Origin of the sequence: Bradyrhizobium hipponense (assembly GCF_008123965.1) — a bacterium.
GTDB classification, from domain to species: domain Bacteria; phylum Pseudomonadota; class Alphaproteobacteria; order Rhizobiales; family Xanthobacteraceae; genus Bradyrhizobium; species Bradyrhizobium hipponense.
On the sequence record NZ_VSTH01000076.1, the window covers coordinates 25448 to 41602 of the forward strand.

Here is a 16155-nt window from a genome sequence, read left to right on the forward strand (position 1 = left end):
CCGGCGGCACTCAGAGCTTCAGCCTAACGTCACAAATATCGGGTTCGGTCGGATCCGGCTTCACCTCGAAGCCGAGTTGCCGGCACATGGCGAGCATCACGATATTTTCCTTGAGCACGTCGCCCGATATGGTCTTCAGGCCTTCCGACCTCGCATAGTCGATGATCAACTGCATCAGCGCCCATCCGAGTCCCCTGCCCTTGAGGTCGGAGCGCAGCAGAATAGCGTATTCGCCGGTCTCGTAGATCGAGTCCGAATGGAGCCGGACCACGCCCACCATCTCGTTGGCTGCTTCGTCGAATGCGATGAAGGCCATCGCGCGTGCATAGTCGAGCTGGGTCAGGCGCGCGATAAATTCGTGAGTGAACTCCTTCATCGGTGCGAAGAAGCGCAGGCGGAGGTCGTGGGGCGTCACGTGACGCAGGAATTCGTGGATGGTCGGCTCGTCATCCGGGCGCAGGGGCCGCACGAAAATGCGCCGGCCGTCCTTGAGCTCCATGTGGCGCTCCCACTGCGACGGGTAGGCACGAACGGCGAAATTGGCGGGACCAGAGCCTGCGAACTTCCGCTGCGGTGGCCTTACCGCGACCCGTGCATCGACTGACGTCACCCCGGTTTCATCCGCCAGCAGCGGGTTGATGTCGAACTCCCGGATCTCGGGGATGTCGGCCGCCATCTGAGCGAGCTTGACCAGCACCATCGCGACGGCGTCCTGCTTGACCGCGGGAACGTCTCGATAGGCGCGCAGCAGCCGCGAGACCCGCGTGCGGTCGATCAGGTCGCGGGCGAGCTGCAAATCGAGCGGCGGCAACGCCAGCGCCTTGTCGTTGATAATCTCCACCGCCGTCCCGCCCCGGCCGAACACGACGACGGTACCGAAGGTCGGATCGTCGGCGAGACCCAGGATCAACTCGCGTGCCTTCGCCTTGACGACCATCGCCTGCACGATGACGCCGCCAATACGGGCCTCCGGACGCAGCTTCTTCGCTCGCGCCAGAATGTCGGACGCAGCGGCGCGCACGGCGGCCGGCGTGGTCAGGTTGAGAACGACGCCGCCGACATCGGACTTGTGGACGATGTCCCGCGACATGATCTTCAGCACCACGGTTGCGCCTTGCGCGAACATTTCGTTCGCATAAGCCACCGCCTGCTCGACATCGGTCGCGGCATAGGTCGGAACCATTGCGATGTCATAGGCTTCCAGCAGGAGCTTGATCTCGACGGGTTCGAGCCATTCGCGGCCGTCGGCGATCGCAGTCGTAACAATCTGCCTGGCAGCCCGGGCATCAGGCACGAACGTGTCGGGCATCGCGGGAGGAACCTGACTCAGCTCCTCGACGACCTCGCGGTGCCTCACGAGGTACATGAAGCCGCGCACCGCGTCGTCTTCGGTCGGATAATTCGGAATGCCGGCGCCGGACAGCGTTTCGATGATGTTCTGGTCGGCTCCGATCCAGGAGGCGAGCACGGGCTTCATCCATCGGCGCTGCTGCTCGCGATATTTGCCGACGAGCTCCGTCACCGCGGTCGCGATATCGGCGGCCGAGGCGATCGCGGTCTGCACGTTGAGGACCAGGACGGCGTCATTGCCGGGATCGGAAACCAGCACCTCCAGCGCCGCCGCATAGCGCGACGCATCGGCGTCGCCGACGATGTCGACAGGATTTGCGCCGGACCAGGTCGGCGGCAATACCGCATCGAGATTTTGACGCACGTCCGCGGTAATGGATGCAGGAATACCGCCAAGCTCCACCAATCGGTCGACAGCCAGGACGCCGATGCCGCCGCCATTGGTCAGGATGGCGAGACGCTTCCCCGATGGCGATTCGACGCGGCCGAGTGTTTCAGCGCAGTCGAACAGCTCGCGAAGATCGGACACCCGCAGGACGCCGGCGCGGCGGAATGCCGCGTCGTAGACGGCGTCCGCACCCGCGAGCGCGCCCGTGTGCGTGGCGGCCGCCCTCGCGCCCTGCGCCATGCGTCCGGACTTCACGACGACGACGGGTTTTACGCGAGCCGCCGCGCGCCCCGCCGACATGAACTTCCGCGCGTCCTTGATGGCCTCGATATAGAGCAGGATCGCACGGGTCTTGTGATCCATTGCGAAATGGTCCAGCAGGTCGGCAATGTCGACGTCGATCTGGTCGCCAATCGACATGATGCCGGAAAAGCCGACGCCACGCTGCGCGGCCCAATCCACCATTCCGGCGGCGATCGCGCCCGATTGCGAGATCAGCGCGAGGTTTCCCGCCCCCGGCATGTGCGCGGCGAAGCTGGCGTTGAGGCTCACGCCGGGCATCATGATGCCGAGGCAGTTTGGGCCGATCAGCCGCATGCCATATTTCCGCGCGGCAGTCATTGCGGCCTCCTGCAGAGATCCCGCTCCGTGACCGAGCCCGGCCGAGACGATCAGAGCGCCCGCCGAGCCGCGGCGCCCGGCCTGATCAATGATGCCGGGAACCGCGGCAGCCGGCGCCGTAATGACGACGAGCTCGGGCACGAACGGCAGCTTGTCCAGATTGCTCACCGCTGCCACGCCGCAGATCTCGGAATGGCGTGCATTCACCAGACCGAATGCTCCCTTGAATTCGGCGTTTCGAATGTTCTCCAGAACGGCGCGCCCTACTGACCCCTGACGAGGGCTCGCACCGACGAGCGCGACTGACCTAGGCGACAGCAGGTTTTTCAGGCGGTAGGTCGACATGATTGCAATCGTCCGATCGGGCGGCGGCTCCGACAGTCGCGAAGCTGGCCCGGATATCGAGCTAACGCAGTTAGTGCGACATCATAACCCAACAAGGTGGCTGGCCGATGACGGTCTTGGTCACGCCGCCCCAGACGGTCTCGCTCAGGCGCGAATGGTGGTAGGCCCCCATAATGATGGCGTCGATGGCGTGCGAATGCGCCCAGCTCCCGAGCACCTTGCCGATCGAGCTGCCGCTGCCCTTCACCGTTTCGAAGGACCCGTGGACGCCGTGTTCCCTGAGATGATCGACGAGGTTCGTCCCAGATTGCATGATCGCATCGGTCTTGTCATCCGCCACGGTGATCACGCGCACCGAGGCGGCAGCCTGGAGGATCGGCAACGCGTCGCCGACCGCGCGTGCGGCACGTGCGGAGTGATCCCAGGCGATCACGACGTTCTCAAATTCCGCCCGCAGATTGTCCACCTGCTGCTCCGGACAGAGCAGCAGCGGCCGGCCGGATTCGAACAGGAACGTTTCGATGATGTTCTCAGTTTGGCTATCGTGCGGCCTCACGGGGATAAGGATGAGATCGCTGAAGCGCGCATACTCGGCCAAGGTCGATGCGATCTGGTCCGCCGGAACCTTGCCCGATCGGCTTTGGGCGCGAATGCCCGTGCGGGAGGCGGCATTGGCGAACGCATTCAGGAGCTGCTGCATATCGCTCACCTCCCGCACGCCTTCGGGCTCGGCCGAATCGCGACCGCCTGGAACCATCACCCTCGGCCGCACGAAAACATCTTCCTCCAGCGCCAGCGCGGTGATCCTCGCACCGAGGTCGGCGGCGACGGCCACGCATTTCTCGATCGCGGCAAGCTCCGGTCCGCGAGGCTGGCCGACAAGTGGCAGAAAGACGTCGTTGATGGGCATCGGGATTCTCCTTGGCGGCCAAGATAGGCCATCTTTCGCCGGAACGCTTGATCCTCCTCAAACCGGGGGGAGGACCTTCCAGCCGGACACAGGCTGGCATTGATGAAAGTCAAGGAGTGGCCGCACTGTGCCATTCTATGATTAGTTCGATCGGAGCGGTCAGCCGCGGAGAGACGGATGCGTGCGATGGTATTGGCTGGCCCGCGGGCGCGGCTCCGAATGGAGGAGCGCCCCGATCCCGTCCCCGGCGAAGGCCAGATCCGGGTGAGGGTCAGCGCTTGCGGCGTCTGCCGGACCGATCTTCATGTCGTCGACGCCGAACTACCCAACATCCGCTATCCCATCGTACCGGGCCATGAAATCGTCGGCCGCATCGATCTCATCGGCCCGAATGTCACAACGCATGCGCCGGGTGACCGGGTCGGCATTCCCTGGCTCGGGTTCACCTGCGAAGACTGCCGGTTTTGCCGGGAAGGCATGGAGAATCTCTGCGACAGGCCGCTGTTCACCGGCTACACGCGGGACGGTGGCTATGCCACGCACACGATCGCCGATGCCCGCTACGCGTTCCCGCTCGGCGAATCCGGGGAAGACGAGGCCCTCGCCCCTCTGCTGTGTGCAGGCCTGATCGGCTGGCGTTCGTTGGTCCTGGCCGGACAAGCGGACAGGCTAGGCATCTACGGCTTCGGCGCCGCCGGCCACATCATCGCCCAGGTCGCGATTTGGCAGGGGCGATCGGTCCACGCGTTCACACGACGCGGCGATACGGCCGCACAGGACCTCGCCCGCCGGCTCGGCGCCGTCTGGGCGGGCGCTTCGGATGAACTACCGGACACGCCGCTCGATGCCGCCATCATCTACGCTCCCGCCGGCGAGCTCGTGCCGGCCGCGCTGCGCGCCGTTCGCAAGGGCGGACGTGTGGTGTGCGCCGGCATCCATATGAGCGACATTCCGAGCTTTCCGTACGATCTGCTCTGGCAGGAACGGCAGTTGATTTCCGTGGCCAATCTCACCCGACAGGACGGTCTCGATTTTCTTAGGATCGCCCCGCAAGCCGGCGTACACACCGAGACGACCGCATTCCCGCTCGACCAAGCCAATGAAGTCCTGGACATGCTGCGGAACGGACAGATTCTCGGCGCAGCCGTGCTCAGACCCTGACCGCATCTCGGGACACCAAGCTTCGATGGCAGACGAAACGGCTACCCAGGACCGCATCTTCACAGCGCTCTGCGCGCATCCCGGCGTGACAAGGATCGATACGCACGCGGCTTCAGTCTTTCTCGACGGGGCTCGCGCGCTGAAGATCAAGCGGGCCGTCCGGTTTCCGTTCCTCGACTATTCGACACTCGAGAAACGCAAGGCGGCGTGCGAAGAAGAGATCAGGATCAACCGGCCGCTGGCCCCACAGATCTATCACCGCGTCGTCGCGATCACGAAAGAGCCGGATGGATCGGTGAAGGTCGACGGCTGCGGCCGGCCCATCGAATATGCAGTCGACATGTCACGCTTCGACGAGAGCAGGACGCTGGATCATCTTGCCAAGGCTGGCCCACTGGATACGAACCTTATCGCGGCGGCCGCCGACGCGATCGTGGCTGCGCACGCAACGGCGCCCCGCGCCGACGGTGAGGCATGGGTCTCCTCCGTTCCCGGCCTGATCGATGGAAACAGCAATGGCCTGCGGACCGTCAATCATCTCGAAGCTGAAGAGATCGCGCAACTCGGAAAAGACTCGCACGCGATGTTCCTGCGCCTGCGGCCTTTGCTCGAAGAGCGCGGCCGTCGGGGTTTTGTGCGCCGCTGCCATGGCGACCTGCATCTTGCGAACATCGTGTCGATCGACGAACAACCGGTGCTGTTCGATGCCATCGAGTTCGATGCGCAAATGGCAACTGTCGATGTACTCTACGATCTCGCATTCACGCTGATGGACCTGCTGCGCTACGATCAGCCCCTCGCAGCCAACATCGCCTTGAACCGATACCTCGCCGCGACGCCGCCCGAAAATCTCGACGCCCTCTCCGCCCTGCCGCTGTTTATGTCCATTCGAGCCGCGATCCGCGCCCAGGTGGCGCTGGCACGGCTGAAGCCGCCCCATTCTGGCGATCCTGATATTGTTGACGACGCACGGCGCTATTTCAGCCTCGCCCGGACGCTGATCCGCCCTTCCGCTCCCCGCCTGATCGCAATCGGCGGCCTGTCGGGCACCGGAAAGACGGCCTTGGCGCGAGCGCTCGCGCCGGTCGTCACGCCGCAGCCGGGGGCAATCGTGCTGCGCAGCGACGTCGTCCGCAAGCAGATGTTCGGGGTCAAGGAAATGCACCGGCTGCCCCCCTCAGCATACACACAGGAGGTCGCAGCCCGCGTTTACGAAACGTTGTCCCAGCAGGCCCGGCGGGTGCTGACGCAAGGCCATTCGGCGATCGTCGACGGCGTGTTTGCCCGCGAGGGCGAACGCGACGCAATCGCCGCATTGGCGCGCGAATGCAACGTGCCTCTGAGCGGCCTATTCCTGGTTGCGGACCTGGCGACGCGGCAAGCACGAATCGGAGGCCGTCACGGCGACGCATCCGACGCCACGCAAGAGGTTGCCGCGCTGCAGGAGCACTATAATATCGGCCATGTCGGTTGGACGACCATCGATGCATCCGGGACACCAGAGCAGACGCTCCGGAGCTGCCGGAACGCGATCGCTGAGGGCAAATAAGGCAATCTTGATTGACGCGGGCAAGGAAGTCGCGACCCACCACGACCCCGACAGCGATCGCTCGCGCCAGGCCCGCGACGAGACGCAATGCCCTGCCCGGGCGGCTAAGCGCCGGCATGGCCTGTGACACCGCCTTTCGGATCATCGCTCGCCGTCATCTCGACGCCGTCCTCGCCCAACATGACGGCACCTGCCGCGGCGATCCGGAGGCGCTGCACCAGATCAGGATCGCGCTGACGCATCTGCGGACGGCCATTCGCTTCTTTACGCCGATGGTCGGCGACGCGCTGCGGCCGGAGATCTGGAGAGAACTGAAGTGGCTGAACAGCCAGCTCGGCATGGTACGGGACCTCGACGTGGCGATTGAACGCGTCGTTGCCGAGAGCGGCGACGAGCTCGCCGTGATTGCCGAGCTCCAGCATTGGGACGAGAAGCGCGCCGAGAGTCATCGCCTGCTGGCGCGCGCGCTGCAATCGGCGCGATATCGCCGCCTGGTCGAGCAGACCTCGGCCTGGATCGAGAGCGGACCCTGGTCGACCAGGCGCAGCAAGGAGGCCATCCGGCTTCGCCGCTGCGCGCTCGCCGACCACGCGACGGCGCAGCTGGCCGGATGGGAAAGGACGTTGCTCAAGAAGGCTCGGAAGCTCGGCCAGCTCAACGTCAAGAAACGGCACAAGCTGCGGCTTCTCAACAAGCGAATGACCTATTCGATCGAGTCGCTGCAGGACCTGTTCGCCGACGGAGCGCTGACGAAGCAGAAGTCCATCCTCAAGCAGTTGCGCAAGGCGCAACGGTCGCTCGGACAGCTGAACGACGACGCGCGAGGCCAAGCGCTGGCGGCATCACTGAACGGAGCCGGCCTCGAGGCCGGCATGCGTTTCCTCGACCGCAAGCGCGAAAAGAAGCTGTTGCAAGCCGCCTCGACGGCCTACCGGAAACTGGACAAGACCAAGCCCTTCCGTTCCTCCGACCTCGCCCCGAATTCGGAACCAGACGACTAGCTACGGACGTAGTCTCCCGGCGCGTCGGGCAGGCCGTCAACGTCTCCAAACCCGATCGGCGGTGGACCTCCGAACTCGCCAGAACGGGACGCAAGCCATCCGGCCCATTCCGGCCACCACGACGCCTCAACATGCGGTGCCAGCTTCAGCCATTCGTCCGGGCCGACATAGGGCGCGTCCGCGGCCTTGATCATCATCTGATAGCTGTGTCCGGGCTCGTCGGGCGGCGCGACGACACCGGCATTGTGGCCGCCGCTGGTCAACAGGAACGTCACGTCGGCGTCGACCTGATAGTGGATCTTGTAGACCGACCGCCACGGCGCCACGTGATCGGCCAGCGTGCCGACCACGAAAGTCGGCGCGTGGATGTCGGAGAGGGAGATACTCCTGTCTTCGACGCGATAGCGGCCCTCGGCCAGATCATTATTGAGGAACAGCTTGCGTAGATACTCGGAGTGCATGCGATAGGGCAGCCGCGTGGCGTCGGCGTTCCAGGCCATCAGGTCGCTCGGCGGCGCCGACTCCCCCATCAGATAATCGTGCGACAGCCGCGACCAGATCAGATCGTTCGAGCGCAGGAGCTGGAATGCGCCCGCCATCTGCGTCGTATCGAGATAGCCGCGCTCCCACATGACGTCTTCGAGGAAGGAGACCTGGCTCTCGTTGATGAAAAGCGTCAGCTCGCCGGCCTCGGTGAAGTCGGTCTGCGCGGCGAGGAGCGTGATCGTGCCGAGGCGGTTGTCGCCATCGCGCGCCATCGCGGCGGCGGTGATCGACAGCAAGGTGCCACCCAGACAATAGCCGAGCCCATGTATCTTCCGAGCGGGCATGATCCGGCCGATCGCATCCAGAGCGACTATCACACCCAGCTTGCGATAGTCATCGAAAGCGACGTTCCGGTCCTTCGCATCCGGATTACGCCAGGAGATCATGAACACAGTAAAACCCTGACCGGTAAGATACCTGACCAGCGAATTCTGGGGCGACAGGTCGAGGATGTAGTATTTCATGATCCAGGCCGGCACGATCAGGATCGGCTCCGGCCGCACTTTTGCGGTCGTCGGCTGGTACTGGATCAGTTCGATCAGCTCGTTGCGGTAGACGATCTTGCCAGGTGAAGCCGCAACCGTCTTGCCGACGACGAACTGCTCATCGCCGGCCGGCCTTGCGGCAGAGAGCAGGCGCATCAAGTCGCTGCACCAGTTCTGCCAACCGAAGACAAAATTCTCTCCGCCGCTCCTGAACGCCTTCCCCAGCACCTCCGGATTGGTCACGGCGAAATTCGACGGCGCCAGCATGTCGAGCATCTGACGCACCGAGAACTCGACAATGGCTTCATTTGCACGCGAAACACCCCGCACGCCGATCGCCGCGTCGTGCCACCAGCGCTCGCCAAGCAGAAACGCCTGCGCAAGTAGATTGAACGGCGCTGTCTCCCATTGTGAGTCCTTAAAGCGGCGATCCCGCCCCTGCGGCTGGATCACCGACCATGGCTTTTGCTCCGCAGAGGTCGCGTGTGCGACAGCTTCCAGCAACCGGCCGGTGTCGCGAAGGACGTTGCGCGCCATCTCCGTCTGGCGCTGCGGCGCCGCGGCCAGATGCGCACTCCAATCGAGCCAGGCAAGCGACAGAGCCACCGGCGAAATCCCGCCCGTGAAGCGCGCCAGCAACGCATGGAACGCGCGGTCGAGGGGATATGGTTCCAGCGGAGCCTCGGGATTGGCGGCTGGATTGTCGGCCGGCCTTTTGGTGCTTGTCGTAGAGGGGGCAATGTGCTGGACGGAGGGCGTCAGCGCCGCCGGCCCTTGGGTCCGCGGAACGATCGGTACGACGCTCATGGCTCAATATTCCTGCGCGGTTCTGGTCTTCGTCGGCAGCAGGATATGGCCACGCGGTTCGTACGCGTTTGAGCTGCATCAATTTCGCACGACGATTACAAGGCACGACCGGCCTTCCCCGCTTGACCTGGGTCAAACCGCGCCCTGCCGCCTGCACTAGATTTTGCCTATCGAAATTGTCCACGCCTGCGGAGTCCCACCATGCGCGCCCACCAGATCATGACCCGGTCGGTCATCTCGGTTACCCCCGACGCCAGCATTGTCGAGGCGGCGAACATCATGCTGCAGCGGCATGTCAGCGGTCTCACCGTGATCGACGAAGCGGGCAAGCTCGTCGGCATCGTTTCAGAAGGCGACTTCATCCGCCGCAGCGAAATCGGCACCGGACGCAAACGCGGGCGTTGGCTGAGATTCATCCTCGGTCCCAGCAAGTCGGCGAGCGACTTCGTCCATGAACATGGTCGCAAGGTCTCGGAAGTGATGACCGCCTCGCCCGTGACCATCACCGAGGATACCGCACTCGCCGAGATCGTCGATCTCATGGAACGCAACAATGTGAAACGGCTGCCGGTGGTCCGCGGCGACAAGGTCGTCGGCATCGTATCGCGCGCCAATCTATTGCAGGCAGTGGCGGGTCTCGCCCGCGAGGTGCCGGATCCGACGGCCGACGACGATCACATTCGCAGCCGCATCATCGACACCATGGAGAAGAGCGACTGGTGCCCGTTCGGCCTCAACGTCATCGTTCGCGATGGCATCGTTCACCTCAGTGGCGTCATCACCGAAGAGCGCGCCCGGCAGGCCGCGGTCGTTGCAGCTGAGAACGTAGTTGGCGTGAAAAAGGTGCACGACCATCTTTGCTGGGTCGACACCATGTCGGGCGTCTATCTGAACTCGCCTGAGGACGACGAGCTTGCCAAGGCAAGCTGATCGGCGGTCAGGATCGAAGGGTAGAGCGACGAACGCAGCTTAGCGCGGAACGACGGCGGTGGCCTCGATTTCGACGCGCGCTGCCTTCTCGACGAGACGGACGACCTGAACCAGCGCCATCGCAGGATAGTGTGCGCCGAAGATCGTCCGATAGATCTTTCCGAGCTCCTTCAGGTTCGCCATGTATTCGTCCATGTCGACGACGTACCAGGTCAGGCGCACGAGATGCTCGGGTCGCGCGCCGGCCTCGGCGAGAATTGCCGCAATATTGCGCAGGGTCTGCCCCACCTGCCCGACAAAGCCATCCGCCAGACGCTCCTCGGCATCCCAGCCGATCACCCCGCCGGTCACGACAATGCGGCCATCCGCGGCCATGCCGTTGGCATAGCCCTTCGGCATTGGCCAGCCGGACGGCTGAAGCACTTGCACCGTTGAAGGGGCTTCATTCTCGGCGGCGGTCGGCAGCACCGCAAGCTGCGGCCCCTTCGGCGTCGTCCCGGACACTTTTCTATCCTTTTCTCATTCTGGCGCGACGCCCGATGACGTCGCTGCGGCCTGCGCCAGTTGCCGCAGGGCAAAGCGCTTCAACTTGCCCGTCTCTGTCTTCGGCAATTGCGTCACAAACTCGATCGCGCGCGGATATTTGTAAGGCGCGATCTCGCGCTTGACATGCTCCTGCAATTCCGCCGCGAGCTGGGCATCCGGCGTTACGCCGGGTGCGGCGATCACGTAGGCTTTCACGATCATTCCGCGCGCCTCGTCCGGCGCACCGACGACTCCACACTCGACGACGGACGGATGCGTGAGCAGCGCCGCCTCGACATCCGTGCCGGCGATATTGTACCCGGCCGACACGATCATGTCGTCGGAGCGCGACTGGTACCAGAAGTAGCCGTCGGCATCCATCAGATAGGTGTCGCCGGTGATGTTCCATCCGTTCTGGACGTATTTGCGCTGGCGTTCGTCAGCAAGATAGCGGCAGCCAGTCGGCCCGCGCACCGCGAGATGCCCCATCGTGCCCGGTGGCACATCATTGCCGGCGTCATCGACGATCTTTGCCTCATAGCCCGGAACGGGCTTACCAGTCGCACCGGGGCGGATCTCGTCTTCGGTCGCGCTGATGAAGATGTGCAGCATCTCGGTCGCGCCGATGCCGTCCATCAACTTGATGCCGGTCGCCTTGAGCCAGGCATCGAAGGTCGGCTTGGGCAGCGTCTCGCCCGCCGAGACGCATTTGCGGAGCGAGGAAATGTCGCGGCCAGCGAGCTTGCCGATCATGGCCCGATACGCCGTTGGCGCGGTGAAGCAGACGGTGATCTTGTACTGCTCGACCGCCGTCAGGATATCGTCGGGCGTCGTCTTCTCCAGCACAACGAAGGAGGCGCCGATATGCATCGGAAACAGCACGCCGCCGAAACCGAAGGTAAATGCAAGCGGCGCCGAGCCGACGAAGCGGTCCTTCTGCTCGGCCCGCAGAATATTGTGCGCATAACCATCGCACACCGCCAGCATGTCCCGATGAAAATGCATGGTGCCCTTGGGATCGCCAGTCGTGCCCGACGTGAAGGCGATCAGGCAGATGTCGTCGGAGGCGGTATCGACCGCCGTGAACTCGGGACTTGCGTCGGCGATCAACGCCTCGAGCGAGCCCGCCGCGCCGTTGCCCCAATACACGACCCGTTTGAGAGCGGGCGCGACCGCTTTGGTCTTTTCCATCTCGTCGGAAAGCTTGCCGTCACAGAGCGCGAGCGCGATCTCGGCCTTCTGGATCGGATAGGACAGCTCCTTTGCGCGCAGCAGCGGCATGGTGGCGACGACGATGCCGCCGGCCTTGATCACCGCGAGATAGGTCGCAACCATCATCGGATTGTTGGCCGAGCGCAGCAGCACGCGGCAGCCGGTCACCAGACCGAGCTTGCCGACCAGCACATTGGCGATGCGGTTCACGAGCGCTTGCAGCTCGCGATAGCTGTAGCTGGCGGCGGGACTGACGACGCAGGGCGCATCGCCATGCCCCTGCTCGACCCAGCGATCGAGGAAATAGCTGACGCAGTTCAATCGCTGCGGATAGTGCAGCTCCGGCCGCGTGAAGATGAATTCCGGCCAGAGCTCTCGCGGCGGCAGATGTTGCCGCGCAAACGTATCGACATGGGCGGTCGCGGCGTTGCCGTCATGCGAGCCCGAGACTTGAACCTTGGCGGCGTTGGCCATCGCACGCTCCTTTGCGCATGGAAAGCACCCGGCAGCACTAACTTGGAAACATTTTAGGCTTAAAACAATTTCGTGCAATAGCGGATTTTGGGCAGCCCATGGTTTTTCCTGCGGCAAATGGGGATCGTGGACGGAGCCGGCGGACCTAGGCGCGGCGGCGACCGGCCGATTTCTGCGCCGACGCCTTGGTCTTGGCTAAGAGCCGCATCAGCTCGCGCACATCCTTCGGAGACAGATCAGCGAAGAGATCCGCGATCCAGGCCTCGTGTTCCGCAGCCATCCTGCGAAACTCAGCCCGACCAAGCTTGGTGAGCCGGATCACCTGAACCCGACGGTCGGTGTCCGACGTGCGACGATCGAGATGACCGGATTCCACAAGCCGCTCGACAAGGCCGGTGACGTTGCCGTTGGACACCATCATACGCTTGGAAACGTCGGAGAGGGTCATGCCGTCAGGCGCCTTGTCGAGCTGCGCCATCAGATCGAAACGGGGGAGCGTGACATCGAACCGCTGCCGCAGCCGGCCGCGGACTTCGCCTTCGATCAGGGTCGTGCAGGTCAGGAGGCGCAGCCACAGCCGCAGCTCTTCGGCGTGGTCCTCCGGGGTTTCAACGGCCTTGGTCTCGGAATCGAGCATCTGGGTGCAGTCACTGGCGGCTGGCATTGGCGCCGGCACGGATTCCCTAACATTTTGAGCTTCAAATAAATTGGCGGTCGCCGCAAGTCCAAAGCTGCAACAATCGACCGCAGCCAATTTCTTTTAGGCTTCAAATAATTGGCCCGCAGCTTGCATGAAAGCTGCCCGCGATGACGCGACGCGCGCGGCCTTGCTTGCTGCGGAAGCCATCATCGGCATAAGCTCGGATCAGATTACACGGCTTGCGACGCAAGCCCGACAGTCACGGGGACAGATCATGAAGACGCAATTGACCTTGGCCACGGCCGCTTTGCTGCTCGGCACCGCGGTGACCCCTGTCCTCGCGCAAGAGAAGATCAAGCTAGGTGTGATCGTGACCCTGTCGGGACCCGCCGCCGCGCTTGGCCAACAGGTCCGCGACGGCTTTGCGCTCGCGGTGAAGGATCTCGGCGGCAAGATGGGCGGCCGGGATGTCGAGGTCGTCGTGGTCGACGACGAGCTCAAGCCGGACGCTGCGGTGACCAAGGTCAAGGGTCTGCTGGAGCGCGACAAGGTCGACTTCGTGGTCGGCCCTATCTTCTCCAATATTCTCCAGGCAATCCACCGGCCCGTCACGGAATCGAAGACCTTTCTGATCAGCCCCAATGCCGGTCCGTCCACCTTTGCCGGCAAGGACTGCAATCCGTTCTTCTATGTGACGTCGTACCAGAACGATCAGGTCCACGAGATCCTCGGCAAGGTGGCGCAGGATCGGGGCTACAAGCGGATGTATCTGATGGTGCCGAACTACCAGGCCGGCAAGGACTCGGTCGCCGGCTTCAAGCTCGACTACAAGGGCGAGATCGTCGAAGAATCCTACATGCCGCTGAACACGCTGGACTTCCAGCCGGAGCTTTCCAAGATCTCGTCGCAAAAGCCCGACGCGCTCTTCACGTTCATGCCGGGTGGTCTCGGCGTCAACCTCGTCAAGCAGTACCGGCAGGCCGGCCTTGCGGATAGCATTCCGGTGCTCTCGGCTTTCACCGTCGATGAATCGACCCTGCCAGCGCAGCAAGATGCCGCGGTCGGCATGTTCGGCGGCGCGAACTGGGCGCCCAATCTCGACAACCCCCAGAACAAGAAATTCGTTGCCGCCTATGAGGCCGCCTATAACGGCGTGCCCGGCACCTACGCCTTCCAGGCGTACGATGCCGCCTTGCTGATCGACAGCGCCGTCAAGGCGGTGAAGGGCGATCTCTCCAACAAGGACGCTGTTGGGGCCGCGTTGAAGAAGGCCGATTTCACGTCGCTGCGCGGCTCCTTCAAGTTCAACGCCAACGGCTATCCGATTCAGGACTTTTATCTCACCAAGGTCGCCAAGCGTCCGGACGGAAAGTTTCAGACCGAGATCGTCCAGAAGGTCTTTGAGAACTACGGTGATCGCTATGCCAAAGATTGCAAGGCGGCGAACTAAGGCCGCACGTCAAGCTACGGGAGGACATCAATGAAAAGCGAAATCACCGGGATCACGCGGGCCAATGAAGGCATCCAGGGCATTTCCTGGAACATCCTCGGCCAGACCTATGTGCCAAAGAGCAATACCGAGCACAGCTTCTCCTGGCACGCGACATTGCCGCCGGGCACATTCGTGCCGCCACACATTCATCCCGACCAGGATGAATACCTCTATATGCTGGAAGGTAAGCTCGACTTCATGCTCGGGAATTCGGAGTCGCAGGCGACCGCGGGCGACCTGATCCGTCTCGGGATGGGCGTGCCGCATGGCATCTTCAATAAGTCGGAGCAGACCGCCAAGGTGCTGTTCTGGGTCTCGCCGACCCGCAAGCTCTTCGACCTGTTCTGGGGCCTTCACAACATGAAAGAACAGAAGCCGGAGGACGTGGTGGCGATGGCCGCCGAGTTCAACGTCCACTTCCTGCCGCCGCCTCCCGGCGGCTAGCGCCGGCGTTAAGCGCGCACTGCGGCAAGGCCCGGCACTGCGGCGAAGCCGGCCTTGGTGGCATAACCGCGCACGATCGCCTCGCGCTGGGAATAGCTCAGCACGTTATCGACATTGTCGAAGCCGTCAGGCGCAAGTTGCTCGACCGCGTCGATGACGCCCTCGGGGCCGCCGCGACGATTGGAGCGGACGATATCCGCAGTCATCGGCAGGCGCTTCTTCTCGTATTCGAGTAACGCCTGGCGCGGATGCTCGGCGCGCACCAGCACGTCCGCGAGGCAGCGCGCATCGATGATCGCTTGCGATGCGCCGTTCGAGCCGACCGGATACATCGGATGTGCGGCATCGCCAAGCAGCGTGACGCGGCCGGACGACCAATAAGGCAAGGGATCGCGGTCGCAGGTCGGATATTCGTAGAATTCGGGCGTCGCCGAGATCAGGCTCCTCACGTCGATGTAAGGCACGCAGAAGCGCGCGACATGCGGCATCAGGTCTTCGCGCCGGCCCGGCCGCGACCAGTCCTCTTTCCGCGGCGGCGGCGCATTGCCCTCGCCTACTTTCACCAGTACCGCCCAATTGGTGAGGCGGCTCGCGGGGCTCGATCCCTCGGCAATCGGATAGATCACCACCTTGGCATTGAGCCCACCGGCCACGATCATTGATTTTCCGGTCAGGAACAGCGGCCAGTCGCGCGCCCCGCGCCACAACATCAGCCCGTTCCAGCAAGGCGGCCCCTCGTTCGGGAACAGCGTCTCGCGGACGCGCGAGTGGATGCCGTCAGCGCCGATCAAGATATCGCCGCGCGCGGTGTGAATGTGCGCTCCGGTACGATCGAAGAAATAGGCCGTCACGCCGCCTTCGTCCTGCGTGAAGGCGCCAAGCCGGCAGCCGGTGTGAATCGCCTCTGGCCCGAGCCGCTCCTCGACAGCGCGATGAATGACGCCCTGAAGCCGGCCGCGATGAATCGAAAATTGCGGAACGTCGTGGCCGGCGTCGATGCCGCGGGCTTCGCGCCAGACTTCCTGGCCGTGGCGGTTGAGGTAATAGAGCTGGTCGGTCCGGATTGCGACATCGTCGAGCTTCTGCAACAGGCCGAGGCCTGCGAGCTCGCGCATGGCGTGCGGAAGCGTGTTGATGCCGACGCCGAGTTCGCGGATGGTATCGGCCTGCTCGAAAATCTCGCAGCCAATGCCGCGCGAGCGCAGCATCAATGCCGTGGTGAGACCACCGATACCGCCACCGACGATAATCGCCTTCATCGCCCTAACTCCACAA

General features: G+C 63.6%; 13 protein-coding genes. 6 read left to right on the plus strand and 7 right to left on the minus strand.

From position 1 onward, the window contains the following. Positions 1-10 precede the first annotated feature (10 nt). Positions 11-2704, minus strand: coding sequence for a bifunctional acetate--CoA ligase family protein/GNAT family N-acetyltransferase (locus tag FXV83_RS22005; RefSeq protein WP_148741474.1), 2694 nt, complete (start codon positions 2702-2704; stop codon positions 11-13). 70 nt (positions 2705-2774) lie between these two features. After that, positions 2775-3614, minus strand: coding sequence for a universal stress protein (locus tag FXV83_RS22010; protein ID WP_148741475.1), 840 nt, complete (start codon positions 3612-3614; stop codon positions 2775-2777). 177 nt (positions 3615-3791) lie between these two features. Here FXV83_RS22010 and FXV83_RS22015 point away from each other — a divergent pair, with 177 nt between their 5' ends. The 3 genes from FXV83_RS22015 (at position 3792) to FXV83_RS22025 (ending at position 7325) form a co-directional block, all read left to right on the plus strand. After that, positions 3792-4775, plus strand: a complete 984-nt coding sequence (locus tag FXV83_RS22015) for a zinc-dependent alcohol dehydrogenase family protein (RefSeq protein WP_148741476.1) — start codon at positions 3792-3794, stop codon at positions 4773-4775. A 25-nt stretch (positions 4776-4800) separates the two neighbouring features. Beyond that, the gene (locus tag FXV83_RS22020; RefSeq protein ID WP_148741477.1) at positions 4801-6324 is read left to right on the plus strand and encodes a bifunctional aminoglycoside phosphotransferase/ATP-binding protein; all 1524 of its coding nucleotides are present in this window, start codon (positions 4801-4803) and stop codon (positions 6322-6324) included. Between the two features lie 116 nt (positions 6325-6440). Beyond that, positions 6441-7325, plus strand: a complete 885-nt coding sequence (locus tag FXV83_RS22025) for a CHAD domain-containing protein (protein ID WP_235940059.1) — start codon at positions 6441-6443, stop codon at positions 7323-7325. On the opposite strand, the gene FXV83_RS22030 is transcribed toward FXV83_RS22025, so the two are convergent. Further along, the gene (locus FXV83_RS22030) at positions 7322-9163 is read right to left on the minus strand and encodes a PHA/PHB synthase family protein (protein WP_148741479.1); all 1842 of its coding nucleotides are present in this window, start codon (positions 9161-9163) and stop codon (positions 7322-7324) included. The genes FXV83_RS22025 and FXV83_RS22030 overlap by 4 nt on opposite strands. A 201-nt stretch (positions 9164-9364) precedes the next feature. Between FXV83_RS22030 and FXV83_RS22035 the strand changes: the two genes are divergently transcribed. Further along, a complete protein-coding gene (locus FXV83_RS22035) occupies positions 9365-10093 on the plus strand; it encodes a CBS domain-containing protein (protein ID WP_148741480.1) in 729 nt (242 codons plus the stop codon). 39 nt (positions 10094-10132) lie between these two features. Here the strand turns inward: FXV83_RS22035 and FXV83_RS22040 are convergent, their stop codons facing one another. The 3 genes from FXV83_RS22040 to FXV83_RS22050 all read right to left on the minus strand — a co-directional run bounded on the left by FXV83_RS22040 (position 10133) and on the right by FXV83_RS22050 (position 12968). Continuing rightward, on the minus strand, positions 10133-10597 hold the full coding sequence (locus FXV83_RS22040; RefSeq protein ID WP_187436070.1) for a RidA family protein: 465 nt from the start codon (positions 10595-10597) through the stop codon (positions 10133-10135). 15 nt (positions 10598-10612) lie between these two features. Beyond that, complete coding sequence (locus tag FXV83_RS22045) at positions 10613-12304, minus strand: benzoate-CoA ligase family protein (RefSeq protein ID WP_148741481.1); 1692 nt, start codon at positions 12302-12304, stop codon at positions 10613-10615. A gap of 145 nt (positions 12305-12449) precedes the next feature. Further along, on the minus strand, positions 12450-12968 hold the full coding sequence (locus FXV83_RS22050) for a MarR family winged helix-turn-helix transcriptional regulator (protein ID WP_187436071.1): 519 nt from the start codon (positions 12966-12968) through the stop codon (positions 12450-12452). 250 nt (positions 12969-13218) lie between these two features. Between FXV83_RS22050 and FXV83_RS22055 the strand changes: the two genes are divergently transcribed. Both FXV83_RS22055 and FXV83_RS22060 read left to right on the plus strand, forming a co-directional pair. After that, the gene (locus FXV83_RS22055; RefSeq protein ID WP_148741482.1) at positions 13219-14394 is read left to right on the plus strand and encodes an ABC transporter substrate-binding protein; all 1176 of its coding nucleotides are present in this window, start codon (positions 13219-13221) and stop codon (positions 14392-14394) included. 30 nt (positions 14395-14424) lie between these two features. Continuing rightward, complete coding sequence (locus tag FXV83_RS22060) at positions 14425-14880, plus strand: cupin domain-containing protein (RefSeq protein WP_148741483.1); 456 nt, start codon at positions 14425-14427, stop codon at positions 14878-14880. Positions 14881-14888: 8 nt separating this feature from the next. On the opposite strand, the gene FXV83_RS22065 is transcribed toward FXV83_RS22060, so the two are convergent. After that, positions 14889-16139 carry a flavin-dependent oxidoreductase gene (locus FXV83_RS22065; protein WP_148741484.1) on the minus strand — a complete coding sequence of 417 codons (1251 nt, stop codon included), beginning with the start codon at positions 16137-16139 and terminating at the stop codon, positions 14889-14891. Between the last annotated feature and the right edge of the window lie 16 nt (positions 16140-16155).

What these genes read in the sequence shown, in the direction of transcription:
- FXV83_RS22005 (WP_148741474.1), bottom strand. Translation starts at nt 2,704, where the DNA reads ATGTCGACCTACCGCCTGAAAAACCTGCTGTCGCCTAGGTCAGTCGCG.
- FXV83_RS22010 (WP_148741475.1), bottom strand. Translation starts at nt 3,614, where the DNA reads ATGCCCATCAACGACGTCTTTCTGCCACTTGTCGGCCAGCCTCGCGGA.
- FXV83_RS22015 (WP_148741476.1), top strand. Translation starts at nt 3,792, where the DNA reads ATGCGTGCGATGGTATTGGCTGGCCCGCGGGCGCGGCTCCGAATGGAG.
- FXV83_RS22020 (WP_148741477.1), top strand. Translation starts at nt 4,801, where the DNA reads ATGGCAGACGAAACGGCTACCCAGGACCGCATCTTCACAGCGCTCTGC.
- FXV83_RS22025 (WP_235940059.1), top strand. Translation starts at nt 6,441, where the DNA reads ATGGCCTGTGACACCGCCTTTCGGATCATCGCTCGCCGTCATCTCGAC.
- FXV83_RS22030 (WP_148741479.1), bottom strand. Translation starts at nt 9,163, where the DNA reads ATGAGCGTCGTACCGATCGTTCCGCGGACCCAAGGGCCGGCGGCGCTG.
- FXV83_RS22035 (WP_148741480.1), top strand. Translation starts at nt 9,365, where the DNA reads ATGCGCGCCCACCAGATCATGACCCGGTCGGTCATCTCGGTTACCCCC.
- FXV83_RS22045 (WP_148741481.1), bottom strand. Translation starts at nt 12,304, where the DNA reads ATGGCCAACGCCGCCAAGGTTCAAGTCTCGGGCTCGCATGACGGCAAC.
- FXV83_RS22050 (WP_187436071.1), bottom strand. Translation starts at nt 12,968, where the DNA reads ATGCCAGCCGCCAGTGACTGCACCCAGATGCTCGATTCCGAGACCAAG.
- FXV83_RS22055 (WP_148741482.1), top strand. Translation starts at nt 13,219, where the DNA reads ATGAAGACGCAATTGACCTTGGCCACGGCCGCTTTGCTGCTCGGCACC.
- FXV83_RS22060 (WP_148741483.1), top strand. Translation starts at nt 14,425, where the DNA reads ATGAAAAGCGAAATCACCGGGATCACGCGGGCCAATGAAGGCATCCAG.
- FXV83_RS22065 (WP_148741484.1), bottom strand. Translation starts at nt 16,139, where the DNA reads ATGAAGGCGATTATCGTCGGTGGCGGTATCGGTGGTCTCACCACGGCA.